The 18,426-nt window shown below is 40.1% G+C and carries 21 protein-coding genes and 1 pseudogene; 14 read left to right on the plus strand and 8 right to left on the minus strand.

All coding sequences use genetic code 11. From position 1 onward, the window contains the following. The first annotated feature begins 65 nt into the window (after positions 1 to 65). The 4 genes from MKY77_RS06285 to MKY77_RS06300 all read left to right on the plus strand — a co-directional run bounded on the left by MKY77_RS06285 (position 66) and on the right by MKY77_RS06300 (position 2,863). Positions 66 to 1,130, plus strand: a complete 1,065-nt coding sequence (locus tag MKY77_RS06285) for an SDR family oxidoreductase (protein WP_339149400.1) — start codon at positions 66 to 68, stop codon at positions 1,128 to 1,130. An 83-nt stretch (positions 1,131 to 1,213) separates the two neighbouring features. Then, positions 1,214 to 1,621 carry a CrcB family protein gene (locus tag MKY77_RS06290; protein ID WP_339149401.1) on the plus strand — a complete coding sequence of 136 codons (408 nt, stop codon included), beginning with the start codon at positions 1,214 to 1,216 and terminating at the stop codon, positions 1,619 to 1,621. Next, on the plus strand, positions 1,618 to 2,007 hold the full coding sequence (gene crcB, locus MKY77_RS06295; protein ID WP_339149402.1) for a fluoride efflux transporter CrcB: 390 nt from the start codon (positions 1,618 to 1,620) through the stop codon (positions 2,005 to 2,007). The genes MKY77_RS06290 and crcB overlap by 4 nt, the downstream gene beginning before the upstream one ends. 25 nt (positions 2,008 to 2,032) lie before the next feature. Further along, the gene (locus tag MKY77_RS06300; RefSeq protein ID WP_339149403.1) at positions 2,033 to 2,863 is read left to right on the plus strand and encodes an undecaprenyl-diphosphate phosphatase; all 831 of its coding nucleotides are present in this window, start codon (positions 2,033 to 2,035) and stop codon (positions 2,861 to 2,863) included. A gap of 42 nt (positions 2,864 to 2,905) precedes the next feature. Here MKY77_RS06300 and MKY77_RS06305 read toward each other — a convergent pair whose 3' ends face one another. Then, entirely contained in the window at positions 2,906 to 3,994 is a 1,089-nt protein-coding gene (locus tag MKY77_RS06305; protein ID WP_339149969.1) for a HAMP domain-containing sensor histidine kinase, read from the minus strand. A gap of 333 nt (positions 3,995 to 4,327) precedes the next feature. On the opposite strand from MKY77_RS06305, the gene MKY77_RS06310 reads away from it, so the two are divergent. Further along, a complete protein-coding gene (locus tag MKY77_RS06310; protein WP_339149404.1) occupies positions 4,328 to 4,603 on the plus strand; it encodes a hypothetical protein in 276 nt (91 codons plus the stop codon). Between the two features lie 24 nt (positions 4,604 to 4,627). Here MKY77_RS06310 and MKY77_RS06315 read toward each other — a convergent pair whose 3' ends face one another. Beyond that, positions 4,628 to 5,134 (minus strand): MerR family transcriptional regulator, encoded by a 507-nt coding sequence (locus MKY77_RS06315; protein WP_339149405.1) that lies wholly within the window; start codon positions 5,132 to 5,134, stop codon positions 4,628 to 4,630. A 332-nt stretch (positions 5,135 to 5,466) separates the two neighbouring features. On the opposite strand from MKY77_RS06315, the gene MKY77_RS06320 reads away from it, so the two are divergent. The 3 genes from MKY77_RS06320 to wrbA all read left to right on the plus strand — a co-directional run bounded on the left by MKY77_RS06320 (position 5,467) and on the right by wrbA (position 7,710). Next, positions 5,467 to 6,768, plus strand: a complete 1,302-nt coding sequence (locus MKY77_RS06320; RefSeq protein ID WP_339149406.1) for a helix-turn-helix transcriptional regulator — start codon at positions 5,467 to 5,469, stop codon at positions 6,766 to 6,768. Positions 6,769 to 6,780: 12 nt separating this feature from the next. Further along, a complete protein-coding gene (locus MKY77_RS06325; RefSeq protein WP_339149407.1) occupies positions 6,781 to 6,930 on the plus strand; it encodes a hypothetical protein in 150 nt (49 codons plus the stop codon). Between the two features lie 165 nt (positions 6,931 to 7,095). Beyond that, a complete protein-coding gene (gene wrbA / locus MKY77_RS06330; protein WP_339149970.1) occupies positions 7,096 to 7,710 on the plus strand; it encodes an NAD(P)H:quinone oxidoreductase in 615 nt (204 codons plus the stop codon). Positions 7,711 to 7,765: 55 nt separating this feature from the next. Here wrbA and MKY77_RS06335 read toward each other — a convergent pair whose 3' ends face one another. Beyond that, positions 7,766 to 8,092: a hypothetical protein gene (locus MKY77_RS06335; RefSeq protein WP_339149408.1), complete on the minus strand. Its 327-nt coding sequence runs from the start codon at positions 8,090 to 8,092 to the stop codon at positions 7,766 to 7,768. A gap of 125 nt (positions 8,093 to 8,217) precedes the next feature. On the opposite strand from MKY77_RS06335, the gene MKY77_RS06340 reads away from it, so the two are divergent. Next, positions 8,218 to 9,045: an aldo/keto reductase gene (locus MKY77_RS06340; RefSeq protein ID WP_339149409.1), complete on the plus strand. Its 828-nt coding sequence runs from the start codon at positions 8,218 to 8,220 to the stop codon at positions 9,043 to 9,045. Between the two features lie 48 nt (positions 9,046 to 9,093). Here the strand turns inward: MKY77_RS06340 and MKY77_RS06345 are convergent, their stop codons facing one another. Further along, positions 9,094 to 9,918 carry a FixH family protein gene (locus MKY77_RS06345; protein WP_339149410.1) on the minus strand — a complete coding sequence of 275 codons (825 nt, stop codon included), beginning with the start codon at positions 9,916 to 9,918 and terminating at the stop codon, positions 9,094 to 9,096. A gap of 149 nt (positions 9,919 to 10,067) precedes the next feature. Between MKY77_RS06345 and MKY77_RS06350 the strand changes: the two genes are divergently transcribed. Beyond that, complete coding sequence (locus MKY77_RS06350; RefSeq protein WP_339149411.1) at positions 10,068 to 10,487, plus strand: GNAT family N-acetyltransferase; 420 nt, start codon at positions 10,068 to 10,070, stop codon at positions 10,485 to 10,487. An 8-nt stretch (positions 10,488 to 10,495) separates the two neighbouring features. On the opposite strand, the gene MKY77_RS06355 is transcribed toward MKY77_RS06350, so the two are convergent. Next, a complete protein-coding gene (locus MKY77_RS06355; RefSeq protein WP_339149412.1) occupies positions 10,496 to 11,389 on the minus strand; it encodes an RluA family pseudouridine synthase in 894 nt (297 codons plus the stop codon). 154 nt (positions 11,390 to 11,543) lie between these two features. Between MKY77_RS06355 and MKY77_RS06360 the strand changes: the two genes are divergently transcribed. Beyond that, complete coding sequence (locus tag MKY77_RS06360) at positions 11,544 to 11,957, plus strand: DUF5365 family protein (protein ID WP_339149413.1); 414 nt, start codon at positions 11,544 to 11,546, stop codon at positions 11,955 to 11,957. 186 nt (positions 11,958 to 12,143) lie between these two features. On the opposite strand, the gene MKY77_RS06365 is transcribed toward MKY77_RS06360, so the two are convergent. Continuing rightward, positions 12,144 to 12,626 carry a thioredoxin family protein gene (locus tag MKY77_RS06365; RefSeq protein WP_339149414.1) on the minus strand — a complete coding sequence of 161 codons (483 nt, stop codon included), beginning with the start codon at positions 12,624 to 12,626 and terminating at the stop codon, positions 12,144 to 12,146. Positions 12,627 to 12,628: 2 nt separating this feature from the next. Next, entirely contained in the window at positions 12,629 to 13,063 is a 435-nt protein-coding gene (locus tag MKY77_RS06370) for a disulfide oxidoreductase (protein WP_339149415.1), read from the minus strand. 204 nt (positions 13,064 to 13,267) lie between these two features. Here MKY77_RS06370 and MKY77_RS06375 point away from each other — a divergent pair. Both MKY77_RS06375 and MKY77_RS06380 read left to right on the plus strand, forming a co-directional pair. After that, positions 13,268 to 14,950, plus strand: a pseudogene (locus MKY77_RS06375) (alpha-glucosidase). A 168-nt stretch (positions 14,951 to 15,118) separates the two neighbouring features. Continuing rightward, a complete protein-coding gene (locus MKY77_RS06380; protein ID WP_339149971.1) occupies positions 15,119 to 16,660 on the plus strand; it encodes a bifunctional GNAT family N-acetyltransferase/carbon-nitrogen hydrolase family protein in 1,542 nt (513 codons plus the stop codon). A 217-nt stretch (positions 16,661 to 16,877) separates the two neighbouring features. Here the strand turns inward: MKY77_RS06380 and MKY77_RS06385 are convergent, their stop codons facing one another. Beyond that, the gene (locus MKY77_RS06385; protein ID WP_339149416.1) at positions 16,878 to 17,294 is read right to left on the minus strand and encodes a DUF4395 domain-containing protein; all 417 of its coding nucleotides are present in this window, start codon (positions 17,292 to 17,294) and stop codon (positions 16,878 to 16,880) included. Positions 17,295 to 17,467: 173 nt separating this feature from the next. Here MKY77_RS06385 and MKY77_RS06390 point away from each other — a divergent pair, with 173 nt between their 5' ends. Further along, positions 17,468 to 18,370, plus strand: coding sequence for an AEC family transporter (locus MKY77_RS06390; protein ID WP_339149417.1), 903 nt, complete (start codon positions 17,468 to 17,470; stop codon positions 18,368 to 18,370). The last annotated feature ends 56 nt before the right edge of the window (positions 18,371 to 18,426 follow it).

The raw sequence follows: 18,426 nt of genomic DNA on the forward strand, positions 1-18,426 counted from the left end.
AGTAGATTTGACTTAGAATGAATGTTTTAGCATATAAAAATTATGTTCAACAATGGAGGACTTCAATGAATATATTCTTAACTGGTGCAACTGGGTTTTTAGGAGGAAGGTTAATACGGAACCTCTTGGAAGAAGGGCATGCTGTCTATCTATTAGCCAGGAACATCGAGAAGGCGAATAATTTAAAGGATGGTCTGCCGCAATCCCTGCAGGATCAGATCACTATTCTCCAAGGGGACATCGTCGAAAAGAATTTCGGCTTTTCTCCGGAGCTCCTTTCTGATCTTAATAAGAAGATGGATATTTTCTACCATCTTGCAGCACTTGTGAAATTTGATCATCATCTTCGTGATATCTTAATGGAAATGAATTATCACGGAACTAAGAATGCTCTTGACGTGGCGAGGTTAATTGACGTGCCTAAATTCATCCATGTCAGCACTGCTTACACGGTGGGGATATCCAATACGGGGCAGGAAAAACTATATGACTTGCAGCAGGATTTCAACAACCCTTATGAAGAAAGTAAGTCACTTGCTGAGCATGAGGTGATGAAATACAAGGATATGATGGACGTCTCAATATTCCGGCCAGCAATCATTGTCGGGGATTCCAAGACAGGAGAAGCAGATTCCAACTTTACTCTATATGGATTTATGAGAGGCTTAGAGCTTTTCAAGCGGAAGCTTGAGCGCAAGAATTATCAAGAAAAGGTTCATCTGGTTGGTTCTAAGAATGGGACATCCAACTTGGTGCCAGTGGATTATGTGGCAGATATTTTGACGATTGCAGCAAAACGAGCAATGAAAAATACCATCTATAATATTACCAACCCTGAACCTCCAACTAATAGAGAGATATTAGCTACTATAAAGGAGCATTTGCAATTCGATTTACTCGGCATCTATGAAAAAGGCACAACCTTCACTTTAACACCGGTTGAAATTCAATTGAATAGCATGATAGACGTATTTGAACCGTATCTTGATCGAAGTATCTCCTTTGAAGATGGCAATACACAAGAGCTTTTGAAAGGCAGTCCGATTGCGCATCTAAATATGACACATGAAATACTAGAAATCATTGTGCGCGCTTATTTTGAACCTGAAAAGGAAAAAGTAAAAATATAAGCATAAGAGAGTGGATGGCGTTTAAGGTCATCCACTCCTTTCATGAAAAGTTATAAAAAAGTTTCAAGCAGGTGGTAGGCTAGATGGTAAAAAATATATTGGCTGTGCTTATCGGGGGAGCGTTGGGCTCATTATTAAGATATGGCATCAACTTAGGGACACTTTCCTATAACTTTCCTTTTGGAACTTTATTGGAAAATATTATTGGAAGCCTTTTGCTTGGAGTACTTACGGGATGGTTCCTCTATATCAATTCTGCAGAATGGGTGAAGGTGGGCTTGGGTGTCGGTCTTTGTGGAGGTTTTACAACCATGTCGACTTTGGCGGGAGATGTATTTCTGATGGGTTCACAGGCTACAGCGCTACTCACAGGATTATATCTATTTTCCTCTGTTATAGGAGGATTATTGTTTGCTTTCATCGGGATCATTTCAGGTCGTCGTCTTGCTGAGAGGCGCCTATCCGTTCATAAGGGGGGAGAGGTCGAATGACTCAATCCACAATGGCTGTATTACTTGCTGCCGGCGGTGGGATTGGTGCGGTATGCAGATATTTGGTGGGTCTATTCTTTATGAAAAGATTTCCTTCGCCACCGATCCCAACTGCCATGCTAGTGGTCAATCTTGCCGGTTCCGTTGGGCTCGGACTCTTATATGGCGGGATGTATGATGAAGCGGAGATTTTATATGGGAACACCATCTTCATTGCGTTAGGATTAGGTTTTTTCGGTGCTTTCACTACGTTCTCTACTTTCAGTGTGGAAGCTGTGAAGCTTATAACAGATAAGCTATATAAAAAAGCCGGAATATACATCACCTTAAGCATTGTTGGTTCTATAGCAGGTTTCATTATCGGGTTTTTCTTAATGAACATATAAATAAAATGTATGAAGGAGAAGAAATATGTCTATTATTGAAGCAATTATTTTTGGTATCGTACAGGGAATTACAGAGTTTTTGCCTATTTCCAGTACAGCTCATATTGTCATTACACAATTGGTCTTAGGCTATCGATTCCCAGGATTATCTTTTGAGATATTTCTACACCTCGCATCGATCCTTGCGGTTATTATATATTTCAGAAAAGATCTTTGGCAGGTGATAGTGGGATTCTTTTCATTTTTCAAGACGAAAACGCCAGAAAATCGCGCTCAGTTTTGGTTTGCTATTTACATAGTTGTTGCTACCGTTCTCACTGGAGGATTAGGGGTCTTATTAAGTGGTATTTTTGATGAATCCATGAAAAGTCCGGGGTCCATGGCTTTAGCCCTTACAGTGACAGGATTAGCCCTTATTTATATTGAGCGCTTCCATAAGTATGGGTCACGCAATGAAGGAGAGATGACGTTCAAGGATTCATTGATAGTGGGGTTGGGTCAAACATTAGCTGTGTTTCCTGGGATATCCAGGTCAGGTGCCACACTTATTACAGCCTTACTAGCTGGACTTGGCAGGGAGACGGCTGTGAAATATTCCTTTCTATTATCCATTCCGGTAATTTTGGGCTCGTCAGTTTTAGCGTTTGATGATATTTCAAGTAGTTTTGTTACGGATATCGGAATTCCAGCACTAATTACAGCTTTTATTGTCACTTTCATTTTTTCTTGGTTAGGGATTGTTTGGCTGATTGGTTTCTTGAAGCGCAGTAAGCTCATTTATTTTGCAATATATTGTTTCGTAGCTGCAATACTAATTTATTTATTAATTGATCCTGATGCTGTCATGGATATATAAGCATGGGAAAAGGGATGCCTTAATTGGAGGGATCCCTTCCTTTTAATTTGTTCGAATCACTTTACGGCTGGCATACTCGCTTTTCTTCATTTGTGCCGGAAGTGTAAGGACTAGAATGTTTTTGAACATCCTGGTTCTGATTTGGATATCTCCTCCATGAGCTAGAAAGGTGGTGTAGGCGGTATAAAGAGCAGAATTTTCTGCTTTGTCGAGCATCGCAGGTAAATGTAAAAATGATTTAACCGGCTCTGCCTCAAACCCCTTAGAATTTAGCAGTATTTCAAAGACAACCTCATTCCGTTGGAGAAAATGATTAAGGTGGATTCTATTGATTGCACCACCATTTGAGTCAATACAATGTTTTAAAATATTTGTCAGGGATTCTACCAACATCTCCATATTGCCTTTAATCCTTAGGTTGCGCATATGCTTTGTTTTAATTTGAACATTCTGGTTGTTTGCATAAGTATAAAGTCCAGCTAACACATACTCCAATAGTTCTTTAGAGGAAATGGTCCTCGAGGGAAACATATCTGCTTTTGCTAGATTTAAATAAGAATTAATGATTCTTTCTGCCCGTTGTAATTCTTCTAGGATGATAGGGACGTATTCTTTATTCGCCTTATTTTGTTCGGCTCCTAGTAAGTGTGTGAAACCTTTTATCATCGTTAAGGGCTTATGGAATTCTTTTGATGCTTCGTCGGCCAACATGTTGATATGATATAGTTTTTTCATTTTCTTGAAATTTTGTTGTAGTTGATCTATGCCACATAGAACTTCAATTATGTAAAATAGAAATAGTGTACTCCCTATAAATATAATTCCTGACCAGAAAGCTTGTTGAAGGTGGTTTGTCCATCCATCAGGTAAGTTGCGATTAATATTTAATAAAATAGAGGAAGTGGAGTGTAATATACCCGCTATAGCTGCCAATACAACGTAAAAAATACTTTTTGTATGGACAGAATAGTATTTCCAACTTTTAAGAAAAAATTGAAGGAGGATTGCAAGAGCAGGTATGATGGCATGGACCTGCATATACCATGTAAATGATGGTGAAAGAATGGAAAAAAGGATGAAAGCCATGATGGTCAAAGTCCCTGCCAAATAGCCACCATACAAAAAGGCCATAATCACAGGAATGCCACTTAAATAAATGGTGAAGCTAGGCAATATTTGTATTGGAAACAGAATACATAAAAATGCAGAAGTGGTACAAAAGAAAAAAAACGCCATCTGTCGGAATAATTTCGAGGGCCTACTGTATCTCCTGTGCACCAATGAATAGTAAAAAAGAAGAGGAAATACCAAAAAGAATAGTTGTAGTAGTATATCTTTCAGAAAGTTCATTGCTAGACTCCTTACCGAGATGCTATATGTACGAGTATTCCTTATCAAAATATCATAAATTGAAAGAAAATTCTATAAAATTTAAGGGGATTTGTAGAAATTAGGAGGAAAACCATGAAAAAAACAGATGAGTTGTTTGAGCTGTATAAACAATTATGGAATAGCCGTTCACTCCAAAGTCTTAACATGGGTGGGGAAAATGTGCTGCACCAGGCTATACGGACGGAATTAAATGATGAGTTGACTCACCCGAGAACAAGAAAGAAACCAGAGGACAAGTATGTTATGGCAATCAAACGCATACTTGCTTCACAACTAGAGGATTCCGATCAACTATTATTAATCAAGGAATTGACCCTCGTACTAGATGGAATAAAAAAAGAAAGCTGACTATCATTATGATAGGCAGCTTCACTATAATCCGAATATGGAACGAAATACATTGCGGCGTTTTTGTTGTGGGGGCTGGTCAAAAATCAATGGGGGTTCGAGTTTTTTTACTTGTTTGGTTTGCAATTGATCGAGAAGTTCTTCTATCCTTTCCACTTTCTTTGTCAACTCCTCCATTTCTTTCCTTTGTTGCAGGAGTTGATAGGATACCACATCGTCCGCCTTTTGCTGCACCAGTTGCTCTGTTCTGCTAACTCTCTCAAGCAAGGCTTCCATTTTTTGTTCAATTGGACTGGCGTCTTTCCTTTTTACCTTTTGAGGGTTTGGAGTGTCGGCATCACACCATTCGAGTGTAGCGGCAACTTCCGAGTTTGCTTTTAGAGTTTCCAGACGGGCAATGGCTTTTGCATCATAGACATAATGGCCATAATCATTCTTGCTGCAGGGGATGTTGTGTTTCTGAACCCACTTTCGGATTGTCCGAGGGGCCATCCCCAATTCCTTTGCAACTTCATGTGTCTTTAATTCCATTCAAACTACCTCCCTTTCACTAATCTAATTACACATTGATGAGTGAACTCCTCCATGAAAGACAAAACTAGTTAACGTTCGTCAAAAATAGTGATGTTGCTACAATTAACATATGTTTTTATCGGTGACACCCAATAGATTACTCATCTATTGATGAAACAAAGGATAATTATCCTATTGAAATATGCCTAGATAACTATAAAAAAGTGGTTACGAAAATTCTGATTAGCTTTTATAATAGAGAGACAGAGTCCAAACCGCTTTGACGTAAACGTTTTACTTATAGTAATCTGAATATTTAAAATAGAATACAAAGCGAAGGAATGGTCCATATGATAAATCTAGATCAGCCAGCAGCCAAGACAACTAAAATGGATATTGGGAGCAAAATCAAATTTTTTCGCATACAAAAAGGGTTAAAGCAAGATGACCTTGCAAGAGGGATTATCTCTGTTTCCTATCTATCAAAAATAGAAAACAACTTGACCTCCCCGAGTGAGGAAGTATTGAGGCTGTTATGTGAACGTCTTGAAGTCAGTCTTATTGAACAGCAGGATGATACGATTTTAGAAGAGTTGACTTCCTGGTACAAATTGATGACAACAAGCGAGGGGGAAGAAATCAGACGACGGCATGAGGTGCTTTCGAATAGGATCTCATCCGTAAATACGAAGACTTACATGTATTTTGTATTGTTTGAATTACGCTATCAACTATATCTTAAGAACATGGAGCAAGCCCGAACTTTAATTGATAAACTGCAACAATTCATGGATGTGTTTGATATTCAAATGCACTATTATTTCCAGAAGTTCTATTCCATTTACGAATATAGATTGAATAATTTCAACAGTGTCTTGGAGCATTTGAAAATAGCGGAAAAGCTTCTTCAGAGGAACTCCAATTTTGACAAGTCCGAAGAAGCAGACCTTTATTACCTATTTGGTCTTACATACAGCCAGACATTGAAGGAACCGCTAAGTATCACGTATACCACCAAAGCGCTCCACGAGTTCCAGGGAATCTATGATTTCAAGAGAAGTGCCGAGTGTCAGGTGCTATTGGGGATCTGTTATCGAAGGATAGGGGAGTATGACCGCGCGGAAGAAAGCTATCTGCTGGCACAGAAACTCTCGGAATCTCTCAATAATATGTATCTACAGTCGCTCATCTATCATAATCTAGGAAAATTGTATTCTATTCAAGGCCAGCAAGTGGAAGCAATAAAAGAATATGAGAAAAGTTACTATTTAAAACGGGGGGATAAACCGTTAAGCAAGCTCACTTCCATTTATTGCATTTTGTTGGAATATGACAAACTTGGAGATTTATCCGAATGCAGAAGGTGGCTTCAGATAGGGAAGTCGCTATTGGAGAATCCTGAGGATGCCATTGAGTATCATTATTATTTTTCTATCCATGAAAGTATCCTAGAAGGTGATTATGAAAGGTTCGACCAGATCTTTCAGGAAGAAGCTTTGCCATATTTTCAGAAAAAGGATTTAAAGGAACCGCTCATCATTTATGCGGAACGGCTGGCCCATTACTTTGAATCTACTTATAAATATAAAAAAGCCAGCTACTACTACTCACTTGGTTATAAAGAATTAAAGAAACAAACATTCTTAAAATAGGAGATGATCAGTATGAAGAAAAGATTGGTTCTAGTGGCGGCTGTGGTATTTTTATTGTTTGGAGGAGCTATGGAACTTCAAAAGTCGGAAATACAAACCCAGCCTGATGTAATTTCAACTACAAATAAGGATGAATACCCTGAGATCATTCCTGGTGGTTGATTACGGTATTGAGAGAAAATCTCCTGTCATATTGGCAGGAGGTTTTTTTAAGTGGAAAGTTTTAATTCAAGATATTTGGGTACAGGATAACTTAGAGGGAAAGTACATAAAACCTCACCATCCAGAAGTAAACCCTTGGACTAAATGAAAAAGGAGTGTTATATGATGGAAACGAATGTAAAATTGGCAATTATTTATTACAGCTCAACAGGAACCAACTACAAACTAGCAAAAACGGCAGAAGAGGCGGCAAAAGCAACTGGAGCGGAAGTAAAGTTGGTCAAGGTGCCTGAACTTGCCCCGCAGCAGGCAATCGATTCCAACCCGGCCTGGAAGCAACACCAAGAGGAGACAAGGGATGTACCAGAGGCAAGTCTAGATGACCTGACATGGGCCGATGCATACATCTTCAGTGTCCCGACAAGATATGGCACCCTCCCTGCACAGATGAAGCAATTCTTGGATACTACAGGAGGACTATGGGCAGAAGGAAAGCTTGCCAACAAGGTGGCAAGTGCCATGACATCTGCTAGTAATCCTCATGGTGGCCAGGAGCAGACGATTCTTAATCTATACACAATCATGTATCATTGGGGAGCGATTGTAGCGGCACCAGGTTATACAGATAACTCCATTTTTCAAACCGGAGGAAATCCATATGGCACAAGTGTGACGGCCGATCAGGATGGGAACTGGAAGGAGGATGTGGCAGCAGCGGTCAAGCATCAGACCAAGCGCACCATCCAGGTGGCAAGTGCCCTCAAGAATGGCATGCGATAAAAAATATAGGAAAACACCTATCACGTAAGGTTCCATGCGAACCTTAGGATAGGTGTTATTTATTTCCCTTTTTATATTTTTTTATGAGATAAGCGCGCTGGACAAAGAGATATGCCAAGAGGACGGTTGAACAGAATATGGCTACCATCATGTTGAAAAGCATCCCACCAATGTAAAGGAGTCCGTCAACCTGTATGGTTAAGAAGTACCAAATTGTAGTAGTAATAAACCAAGTGGTGACAATGAAGGAAAGACTGATGACCGTGTGAAAGAAAAAAGCGCCTTTTCTCTTCACCATCTGGGAGACGTATAGATAACTGCCTAGCGTCGTAAAAACAATGGCCAACAAATTCAAGAGCATAATGTAGTCGAACATCTCCATCAAAAAACTCCTTTTTTCTATTTATATGGAGGGACAAATTTATAGGTGAATGCCCAGGCAAATAATTTGCTTAATTTCGGCATTCGGACATAATAAAAGTATTCTGTAGATAGGAAGGTGAAAAAATGAAAAGTTTAGCGTCCACCACAACCTTACATAATGGGATTGAAATGCCATGGTTTGGCTTGGGGGTTTTTAAAGTAGAAGAGGGGCAGGAAGTTGAAGCCTCAGTGAAAATGGCGATTCATGCAGGATATAAGAGCATCGATACGGCAGCCATCTATAAAAATGAAGAAGGTGTCGGAAAAGCAATCAAAGAATCCGATGTGCCTCGTGAAGAGCTTTTCATTACTACAAAGGTATGGAATGCAGACCAAGGGTATGAATCCACATTGAAAGCTTTTGATGAGAGCATGGAAAAGCTTGGCCTAGAGTATCTTGATCTTTACCTTGTTCACTGGCCGGTGAAAGGAAAATATGTTGATACTTGGAAGGCGTTAGAAAAGCTATATCAAGATGGCAAAGTACGCGCGATTGGTGTTAGTAATTTCCAAATACATCATCTTCAAGATATTCTGGAAGTGGCAGAAGTGAAGCCGATGGTCAATCAAGTGGAGTATCATCCTAAGCTTTCTCAGGCAGAGTTGCTTAATTTCTGTAAAGAAAACGAAATCCAGCTTGAAGCTTGGTCACCTTTAATGCAGGGGCAACTACTTGATAATGAAGTATTAAAAGAAATTGCTTCTTCTCATAACAAGTCTGTTGCACAGGTAATTTTACGCTGGGATCTACAGAATGGTGTGGTAACGATACCTAAGTCTGTGAAAGAGCATCGTATTAAAGAGAATGCTGATATTTTTGATTTTGAGTTATCAGCAGAAGAGATGCAAAGGATTCATGCGTTGAATGAAAATAAGCGTGTAGGTCCAGATCCGGATAATTTTGATTTTTAATTTAAACTAAAGGTGCCTGTTCTTTTGAACGGCACCTTTGCGTATATTTTATTTAACTTCCAATTCTTCCAATTGGTGTTCATGCAGTTCATCTTTTTCCACGTGTATTTGGACATAGTACAAACCGCTACCGTTCATGGTCGCTGTGGCTTCGTATTTACCCTCACTGACTTCTTCCGCATCTATAAATTCATGCTTTTCGGAATCCTCATGCCAGATTTCAAAGCGAACATTTGCACCGGTAAAAGGTGTTTCTCCCTGCTTAAGTTCTGTGGATAGGGGAGTTTCTTGATTTGCTTTCACCGTTTTGGCATGTTGTAACCTCATGTGTAAAGTATTCTCATGCTCGTGTCCATGGCTATGATGATCGTCATGAACGGTTTGTTCGTGTGTTTCATGGTCGTGATGGTGACTGTCATCACCATGCTCGTGACTGTTAACCTCTTCCTCCTTTTCGGAAGGATCAGGGTTCCCAACTATCACTTCCACCCGTGGCATGACATGCATATCTCTTGCAGTGGTATGCGCCACCACATAGTAAAAGCCTTCCTCATCAAACGTTTTGGTTATGGAGTAAATTCCTTCTCCGTCATTGTCCGCTTCTAACATTTCGTGATCAGCTTCTTGCCCCTGTTTCCACACTTCAAATGTCACTTCATTTGCATCTTCCACATTTTCATCACCCTGTGTGACCAATGCTTCTATTTTTACTTCTTCATTCGGTTCTATGGTTTCCGGAAGCTTTATTTCCACTTCCACTATGCTAGGAACCCCTTCACTTTCACCATTTGGTTTTCCATCGTTATTAGATGATCCACAAGCTGCCAACATTATTAGTGAAAGCAGGCAAATCAGTAAAGTTAATTTTTTCAACTAGAGCACTCCTCTCGTTCAATGGTTTTATTATATCTAGAAACCTAACGAAAAATTATTCGAAAAAGATCAATCTTGTGAACAAAAATAGTATTATATTGGTAATGGCCATTAACGATGGGCTTTATACATAAGGGAGGTAGAAAAGTATGATTAAACACTTTCAGACAGATGAAGAGTTATTACAGGGATATCCTGTATTGAAAGAGTTAAGACCGCATTTGACAGAAGAATCCTTTCTTGAAATTAACGAAACAATGCAACGTGAGGGCTATGAAGTCCATGCATTATATGAAGGCGAGGAAGTGGTGGCGGTCACGGGTATCATCATCCTGACAAATTTCTATGATGGACGCCATATTTATGTATATGACCTTGTGACAAAAGGTACTTCAAGGTCGAAGGGGTATGGAGAAATGTTGCTTAAGTATATCGAGGAGATGGGGAAAAAAAGAGGATGCGAGAAAGTAACGCTTTCTTCCGGTTTAGTTAGAGTGGATGCACATAGGTTTTATGAAGAAAAGATGGATTATGAGAAAGCGAGTTATGTATTTAGGAAGAAGCTGTAGCTAGAATGCTACAGCTCAAGTTTTAAAGAAGAAGGCCCGAAACCATCAGGAATTGGTGCGTGGACAGTGATGTTTTCAGTTGTAAAAGGATGGGGGACAGCTAACTTCCAGGCATGGAGACTGTGTCGATGGTGTTTACTCGTTGCTCCATATAGCTTGTCGCCATATAAAGGATGGCCCATGCTGCTCATATGTACTCGGATTTGATGTGTTCTTCCTGTATCAAGCGTCAATTCTACAAGTGATAAGCTATCCTTAGGGAAAGTTTTCAACACTTTATAATGAGTGACGGATCTTTGGCCTTTCGGGGAAATTCGCCTTCTGGAGGCATGATGGCGATCTTTTCCGATTGCTTTATCGATGGTACCTCTGGTTTTTTCCATAATTCCTTCCACAAGCGCGAGGTAAGTCCTTTTTACTTTTCTTTCCTCTAGCATCCTATCAAGTAAGGCTCCAGCGATGGCATGTTTGGCAAAAAGAATGGCCCCACTGGTGTCTTTGTCCAGCCTGTGGATATGACGTACTTTGGAATGAATTCCGTTTACTTTGAAATAATATGCAACCCCGTTGGATAGGGAGTGCAAGTCTTTTTCAGAGGAAGGGTGTGTATCTATGCCAGCTTCCTTGTTTACCACCAAGAAATGCTCATTTTCAAATACTACCTCAATTTTCAAGTCCGAAGCAGGAGGAGAAAGTTTTTCTGCAAAAATCGGAACAGAGAGCTCCTCACCTTCCTGAAGCGGAATTGTCCAATTTGGGACCTTCCCATTCACCATTACCTGCTTGGACATACGTAATTCGTGGAGAAGACCTTTCGGTATACCCAACACCTCTTTCAAATAGCTTTGCAAGGGGAGGGTGTTATCATTTGTAATGGTAAATGTTAGCGTATGGTTGTTCATGATAAGCTCCTTTCCTTATAAATCATGAAACACAAAATTCAGTATTGATTTTTTGTCGTAATCAGTCTATGGATTCCATTAACTACCTACCCAATTAAAGATGCATTTATGTTACTCTTTTGTTATAGAGAAGTTAAAAGGGTGGTTTTAATTCGTGAAAGTAGTGTACGCATCAACTCCAGAGCAGGAGGACCACATCGGTGAATTGGTCCAACACCTCTTGACGAACATTCTTCCTTATTATTTCACAGATAAAGAGATAGAAAACCTTGCCAAACAATTATCCCTTCATACTGGAGAAGTCCATGATACTTTTTCCGATTACAATGGAACATTAAAGGAAGCATTTCATATCATTTCTTGTCTTCAAGCCATCATTGCAATTATTGAAGCAATCCAAGAAGAGGATTTACTTAACAAGCATCGTGAAATATTTAAGAGGAATGTCAACATGTTAAGGGAGTTCGGTTTTTCCTTTCCATTTTCGATTGATCAATTTGCACAAAAACCAAGCAAGCCGAATTTTTTCAGTAAATTTATTCGTCCTTCTAATCACTTTTTGATTTAAAGTTTGGTGAACACCGCTGTTGATTTCCGTGGAGGGCTTCGCTTATCAAGAGGGCGAACTTGAGCCTCCTCGCCAAGCCTTTTGGGGCTCTCAACAATGTCGCTGCTTTCCCACTGGAGTCTACACCTTATTGTTCCAATCATCAGCTAGAGAACTTACATTTTCAATAGAAGAAACTCCTGGCGATTATTCGCTAGGAGTTTCTTTTACTTTCTCAAACCAGTTTGAGTATACGCTATGGTCTTGATGGTAGTTTTCCAGGCGTTCTACTTCCTGGCCATCTATGAAGTGAATGAAAGTTGGAGTGGACCTGATGCCGTAATCATTCCAGCCATCCTTAAATTCTTCAAGATTATAAAGTTCCATATCAATGCCCATCTCTTCTGCCATTGGCACAACAACAGGGCTTGTCTGCTTACAAGCAGGGCAAGTCGAGCTATAGAAATAGATAGTCTTCGTTTCTCCAGCAGCTAAATCTTCATCCAATTGATCAGGTGTAATGATGTTTTGATATAGAGGATCATCCAGTTGTTTTTGTGTTTCTGTATGAAGTTTGTCCTTTCCAAAAGGATTGCCTTCTACATTCTGTTTCTGCTGTATATTAGTGATGACAACGAGAGCTATAAAGATGGCCATGATGACCGCCATGATAATGATGAGTTTTTTCAAGGTCAGTTACCTGCTTTCTTTGAAAGATTTCTTACATAAAATAAGATTACCGTAATGGATATAAAACCGATAAGTGCTAGAAATGGGATAGTAATAAAACCCATCCAATTGATGTATTGACCAGTACATGGCACCACTCCACAAGAAACGGAGTTCTCGCCGAAAAATGCAACCTTCTGTATCAAATAGTGATAGAAGGATATGCTTGCCCCGATAATGGAGAGTGGGAGCACGTAGGTTGCAATCCCCGCATCTTTCTTTACGGTAGCAATTCCAAGCAGGATTACTAGCGGGTACATCAATATTCGTTGATACCAGCACAGTTCACATGGTATATACATTAATACTTCAGAAAAATATAAACTGCCTAGTGTTGCGACAAGGGCAATGATCGCTGCCGCGAGCAATAGGTTTTCCACTTTCTTAGAATGATCCACAATTATTCGCCTCTTTTGAATTCAAGATACTTTTTCTAAAATTATAGACCTTACTCCACATTATTGCAAAACTATTCCTTTCCTATTAATGTGAACATTTTTTGACGGTGCTAAAGAAAGCGGTTTCCAACTTCCTTGCTATCCTGTACAATTAATGTTGGAATCGATTTCATATATAGTGATGATAAAGGAGATAAAAATAGGATGACTACTAGAGAATGGTGGAAAGAATCGGTTGTATATCAAATTTATCCCCGAAGCTTCAATGATTCAAATGGTGACGGTGTTGGGGATATCCAAGGTATCATTGAAAAATTGGACTACCTAAAAGAATTAGGGGTGGATGTCGTTTGGCTGTCCCCTGTTTATACCTCACCGAATGACGACAATGGGTATGACATCAGTGATTATCGCAACATCATGGAAGAGTTCGGTTCGATGAGAGATTGGGAAGAAATGCTTGCAGAGATGCATAAGAGAGATATTAAACTTATCATGGATTTGGTGGTCAATCACAGTTCTGATGAGCATGAGTGGTTTGTGGAATCACGTAAATCAAAGGATAACCCGTACCGTGACTATTATATCTGGAAACCAGGGAAGGATGGAGCAGAGCCGAACAACTGGGAGGCGACATTCGGTGGTTCCGCATGGGAATATGATAAACAGACGGACGAATACTTCCTTCATCTCTTTTCCAAAAAACAACCGGATTTAAACTGGGAGAATCCAAAGCTTCGTCAGGAAATCTATGAGATGATGAAGTTCTGGCTCGATAAAGGGATTGACGGGTTCCGGATGGATGTCATCAATTTCATTTCAAAAGTAGAAGGTTTACCTGATGGAGAAAAGGTAGAAGGTAAGAAATATGTGTCAGGTCATCAGTATTTTATGAACGGGCCCCGCATTCACGAATTCCTTCAGGAAATGAATAAGGAAGTACTCTCAAAATATAATGTCATGACGGTTGGGGAAATGCCGGGTGTCTCTCCTGAATAAGGAAGACTTTATACTGGTGAGGATCGCAAGGAATTAAACATGGTCTTTCAATTTGAACATATGGACCTGGATACCCAACCTGGAAGGAACAAGTGGCACTTGAAACCATTGGATTTACGTGATTTGAAAAGGTCACTTGGCAAATGGCAATCCGAGCTTGAAGATGGTGGTTGGAACAGCTTATATTGGAATAACCATGATCAGCCCCGTATCGTTTCAAGATGGGGAGAAGACAAGGAGTACCGGGTCACTTCTGCAAAAATGCTTGCAACGTGTCTGCATATGATGAAAGGAACGCCTTATATCTATCAAGGGGAAGAGCTCGGGATGACCAATATCAAGTTCGGTTCGATAGAGGAATACAAGGATATAGAGACTTTAAATATGTATAAAGAGCGGGTGGATGATAATGGAGAAAATCCGGAAGTCATCATGCAGTCCATCTACACCAAAGGGAGGGATAACGCACGAACACCCGTGCAATGGAATGATACGGCAAATGCAGGATTTACGACCGGTACGCCTTGGATTAAAGTGAATGAGAATTACAGGGAAATTAACGCGGAACAAGCGTTAGCAGACCAAGATTCTATATTCCATTACTATCGTAAATTAATCCAACTTCGCAAGCAGCATGAAATAATCGTGTATGGGTCTTTTGACATGCTATATGAAGCTCATACAGATATTTTCGCATATATTCGTACTTTAGGTGCCGAGAAGCTATTGGTTGTGACAAATTTCTCGGGAAATAACCATCATTTCGACACGAAAGGACAATTTGACCTTACAAATGCCAAATTGTTGATCAGTAACTATGAAGTTGGTGAAACAGTAGGAAATTCTTTTGAGCTTGGGCCTTGGGAAGGAAGAGTATACAAGATTTGATGGAGTAGGGACAGGCGCCTTGACCCACTATTTGGGGGCAAGGCACCTGTCTTTATTAATTTGTGTTTCGTTATGATAAAATTGGGGAATAAGTAATATTGGGCTATTCTCCTTTTTTTTATTCAGAAACAGCCCATCATGATTTTTTGTACATAAGGATAGGAGATGATGGCATTGTCAAAAATCGATTTATCTAAATTTGAGAAAAAAATGATTATCAGAAATATAGAAATGAAAGACATAGATGATATTATTGCGTTGCAACATTTGTGCTTTCCTGGCATGCAGCCGTGGAAGCCGGAGCACCTTGAAAGTCATTTGAATATGTTCCCTGAAGGACAGCTCTGCGCAGAATATGATGGGGAAATAATCGGGTCCTGCTCAAGTTTGCTGATTAACTTCGATGAATATGATGACCGTCACACATGGGATGACATCACAGATGAAGGTTACATCACAAACCACAATCCAGATGGTTATAACCTTTATGGAATTGAAGTGATGGTGCATCCGGGCTTCCGCCGCATGAAAGTTGGTCACCGACTATATGAAGCAAGGAAAGACCTTGCACGCAGACTGAATCTGAAAAGTATCATCATTGGTGGACGGATTCCGAACTATCATAAATATGCAGGAGAGATGACACCACGAGAATATGTCAGACAGGTGATGCGTCATAAAATCTATGACCCGGTTTTATCTTTTCAGCTGTTGAATGAATTTACCTTAATGCGTATCAATCCGGGGTACCTTCCTGACGATATTGCTTCCAATAAATATGCCACTCTGATGGAGTGGAACAATGTGGAGTATATTCCGCAGACAAAACGACACTTTAAAACCTCATTCCCTGTAAGGATTTGCGTAGTTCAATATATGATGAAATCCATCAGCTCCTTTGAAGAATTTGCCACACAAGTGGAGTACTACACGGATGTTGCATCAGATGCCGGAGCAGACTTTGCAGTGTTCCCCGAAATTTTCACGACACAGCTTATGAGTTTTCTGCATGAAAAGGTACCAAGTAAAGCGGTTCAGCGCCTGACGGAGTTTACTGAACAGTATATCCAGCTATTTACTGATCTTGCTGTAAAATATAACGTGAATATCATCGGTGGTTCCCATTTTGTGGAGGAAGATGAAAAGGTATTTAATATTGCTTATCTATTTCGTCGTGATGGGACAATTGAGAAGCAATATAAATTGCACATCACCCCGAATGAGCGTAAATGGTGGGGGATCAGCCGCGGGGAGAGCGTTCGCGTATTTGATACGGATTGCGGAAAGATTGCCATCCAGATTTGCTATGATATCGAATTCCCTGAGCTAGCACGTATTGCGACAGAAAAAGGGGCTAACATCATCTTCTGTCCATTTAATACAGAAGATCGCCAAGGTTACTTGCGCGTTCGTTACTGTGCGCAAGCTCGTGCAGTGGAAAATCAGATCTATACGGTTATTGCAGGAACTTGCGGAAACCTTCCACAGGTGGAGAACATGGATATCCAGTACTCACAATCAGCTATATTTGCGCCTTCTGATTTCGAATTTGCAAGGGACGGTATTGTGGGAGAATGTAATCCGAATATCGAAATGGTGATCATCGGGGATGTTGACTTGGAAATTCTCCGTCGCCAGCGCCAGTCAGGTACCGTGCGTCAGTTGAAAGACCGTCGCAGGGATGTATATGAGATCAAGTATAAAAAGTAATTATCAGTAGAAAAGCGACCCTATTGTGGGGTCGCTTTTTTAAGGTTCGTTACTATTTCACCAGGTGAGTAGCTGCTTATCTTTCAATGTGTCGGGTGTATAAGGACAATGTTAGCCACGTACAAGAAAAAATGTCTTCCTATAATGTTATTCATCTCCAGACAAAGAAAAATGAACTCCAAAGAGGAGTTCACATCGACAAAAACATTTCATCACCCTAATTAGTGCGACGGTACCTATACTGCTGCCACTGAAACCTGATAAAACAACCTACGCAAAAGCCCATCAAGGCAACTCCAGAGGCAACTCCTACCATAATGGCAAATATATAACCTACAATTGTAAAACCTGAATAAAATCCGACAAGTGCTAATGCCAAGCAGGTTACGGCAATCGTTTGGTTGAATTGAAGTTGGGCTACATCTTCCTGAAGATAAGATTCCGCAGGCTTAGTGAGGAACTTTCTTGCAACGGTAAGAGCAGGGTTCCACTTGAACAGCAGTCCCATCAACCCTGAAACTAATGGCAATGCCATCAGAAAGTATAAACCGCTTGCTAGGGAAAGGATAACGGACGTCAATATGAACCATTGATTAAAGGTGACCAATGGTTTTGGTAAAGTACTATTTTTCATATATAATTAATCCCACCTGTATTATCGGGTATTTGTTAGTAACATCATACTCCATTCAAGTAAAGAAGTGCAATGATTAAAAACCGATAAGAAGATAAATGTCAAAAGTTTTGATAGTATAGTAGTTACAAAACAGTCATAATTAATTTACATAAAGATTTGGGGAGAGCAGATTGATATTTTTTGAGGTAATATTACCGGTTTTCATGATATTTGCAATTGGATTCATCGGACAGAAGACTATTGGGTTTGATGTAAAAGCACTGTCGAAAATGGCAATGTATCTTTTGTCACCTATTCTTGTATTTAGGACTTTCTATGTGAACGAATTTTCCAGTGACCACCTTTATATCATCATATATTGCTGTTTGCTTTGTTTTTCATTAATCATTTTTACATATTTTGTTGCTTGGGCGAGGAAGTATTCAAAATCGGAAACATGCGGGCTCATTTTATCCTCCAGTTTCATGAACAATGGAAATTACGGGACACCTGTTGCCCTATTGCTCTTTGGTGCAGCAGGATTTGAGTACGCAATCGTGCTTATGGTCATTCAGTCCCTGCTCATGGCAACGGTTGGAGTATATTATGCGGCAAAAGGAAGTCCGGACAACGATGGCATCCGTTCGGCTCTTATGTCGGTGGTGAAAATGCCAATCATGTATGGAGCAATTATAGGACTCCTTTTCCAAGGATTATCAGTCCCTGTTTCAAAACAGATCATGCAGGCGGTCCACTTGGTGGCGGACGCAACCATACCTGTTATCATGGTCATTCTTGGCATGCAGCTTGCGAAAATATCTATCCGTACGACAGCGAAGGAGAAATTGCTCTACGCTCTTTCTATAAAACTGATAGTGTCGCCATTCATAGCATTTCTATTTACGCTGGTGCTCCCGGTGGATCCGATGATCAAACAGTTGATGATCATCATGGCAGCGATGCCGGCCGCGGCGAATACGACTATGTATGCACTAGAGTTCAATACAGAGCCTGAATTTGTTTCAAGTGCGACCTTAATCAGTACGTTACTGACCCTCATCACGTTGCCATTGATGTTTTGGTTGGTGCTATAAGTGTCAGCTTTTTATTTTTCCAGAGTCATATTATAATTCATTAAAAACGGGAGGCC

Origin of the sequence: Sutcliffiella sp. FSL R7-0096 (assembly GCF_038595065.1) — a bacterium.
Taxonomy (GTDB): domain Bacteria; phylum Bacillota; class Bacilli; order Bacillales; family Bacillaceae_I; genus Sutcliffiella_A.

Excerpts from the sequence above, each read along its gene's own strand:
- MKY77_RS06320 (WP_339149406.1), top strand. The coding sequence starts at position 5,467 with ATGATAAATCTAGATCAGCCAGCAGCCAAGACAACTAAAATGGATATT.
- MKY77_RS06355 (WP_339149412.1), bottom strand. The coding sequence starts at position 11,389 with ATGAACAACCATACGCTAACATTTACCATTACAAATGATAACACCCTC.
- MKY77_RS06300 (WP_339149403.1), top strand. The coding sequence starts at position 2,033 with ATGTCTATTATTGAAGCAATTATTTTTGGTATCGTACAGGGAATTACA.
- MKY77_RS06305 (WP_339149969.1), bottom strand. The coding sequence starts at position 3,994 with ATGGCCTTTTTGTATGGTGGCTATTTGGCAGGGACTTTGACCATCATG.
- MKY77_RS06340 (WP_339149409.1), top strand. The coding sequence starts at position 8,218 with ATGAAAAGTTTAGCGTCCACCACAACCTTACATAATGGGATTGAAATG.
- crcB (WP_339149402.1), top strand. The coding sequence starts at position 1,618 with ATGACTCAATCCACAATGGCTGTATTACTTGCTGCCGGCGGTGGGATT.
- MKY77_RS06325 (WP_339149407.1), top strand. The coding sequence starts at position 6,781 with ATGAAGAAAAGATTGGTTCTAGTGGCGGCTGTGGTATTTTTATTGTTT.
- MKY77_RS06285 (WP_339149400.1), top strand. The coding sequence starts at position 66 with ATGAATATATTCTTAACTGGTGCAACTGGGTTTTTAGGAGGAAGGTTA.
- MKY77_RS06335 (WP_339149408.1), bottom strand. The coding sequence starts at position 8,092 with ATGGAGATGTTCGACTACATTATGCTCTTGAATTTGTTGGCCATTGTT.
- MKY77_RS06380 (WP_339149971.1), top strand. The coding sequence starts at position 15,119 with ATGGCATTGTCAAAAATCGATTTATCTAAATTTGAGAAAAAAATGATT.
- MKY77_RS06310 (WP_339149404.1), top strand. The coding sequence starts at position 4,328 with ATGAAAAAAACAGATGAGTTGTTTGAGCTGTATAAACAATTATGGAAT.
- MKY77_RS06350 (WP_339149411.1), top strand. The coding sequence starts at position 10,068 with ATGATTAAACACTTTCAGACAGATGAAGAGTTATTACAGGGATATCCT.
- MKY77_RS06385 (WP_339149416.1), bottom strand. The coding sequence starts at position 17,294 with ATGAAAAATAGTACTTTACCAAAACCATTGGTCACCTTTAATCAATGG.
- MKY77_RS06315 (WP_339149405.1), bottom strand. The coding sequence starts at position 5,134 with ATGGAATTAAAGACACATGAAGTTGCAAAGGAATTGGGGATGGCCCCT.
- wrbA (WP_339149970.1), top strand. The coding sequence starts at position 7,096 with ATGGAAACGAATGTAAAATTGGCAATTATTTATTACAGCTCAACAGGA.
- MKY77_RS06290 (WP_339149401.1), top strand. The coding sequence starts at position 1,214 with ATGGTAAAAAATATATTGGCTGTGCTTATCGGGGGAGCGTTGGGCTCA.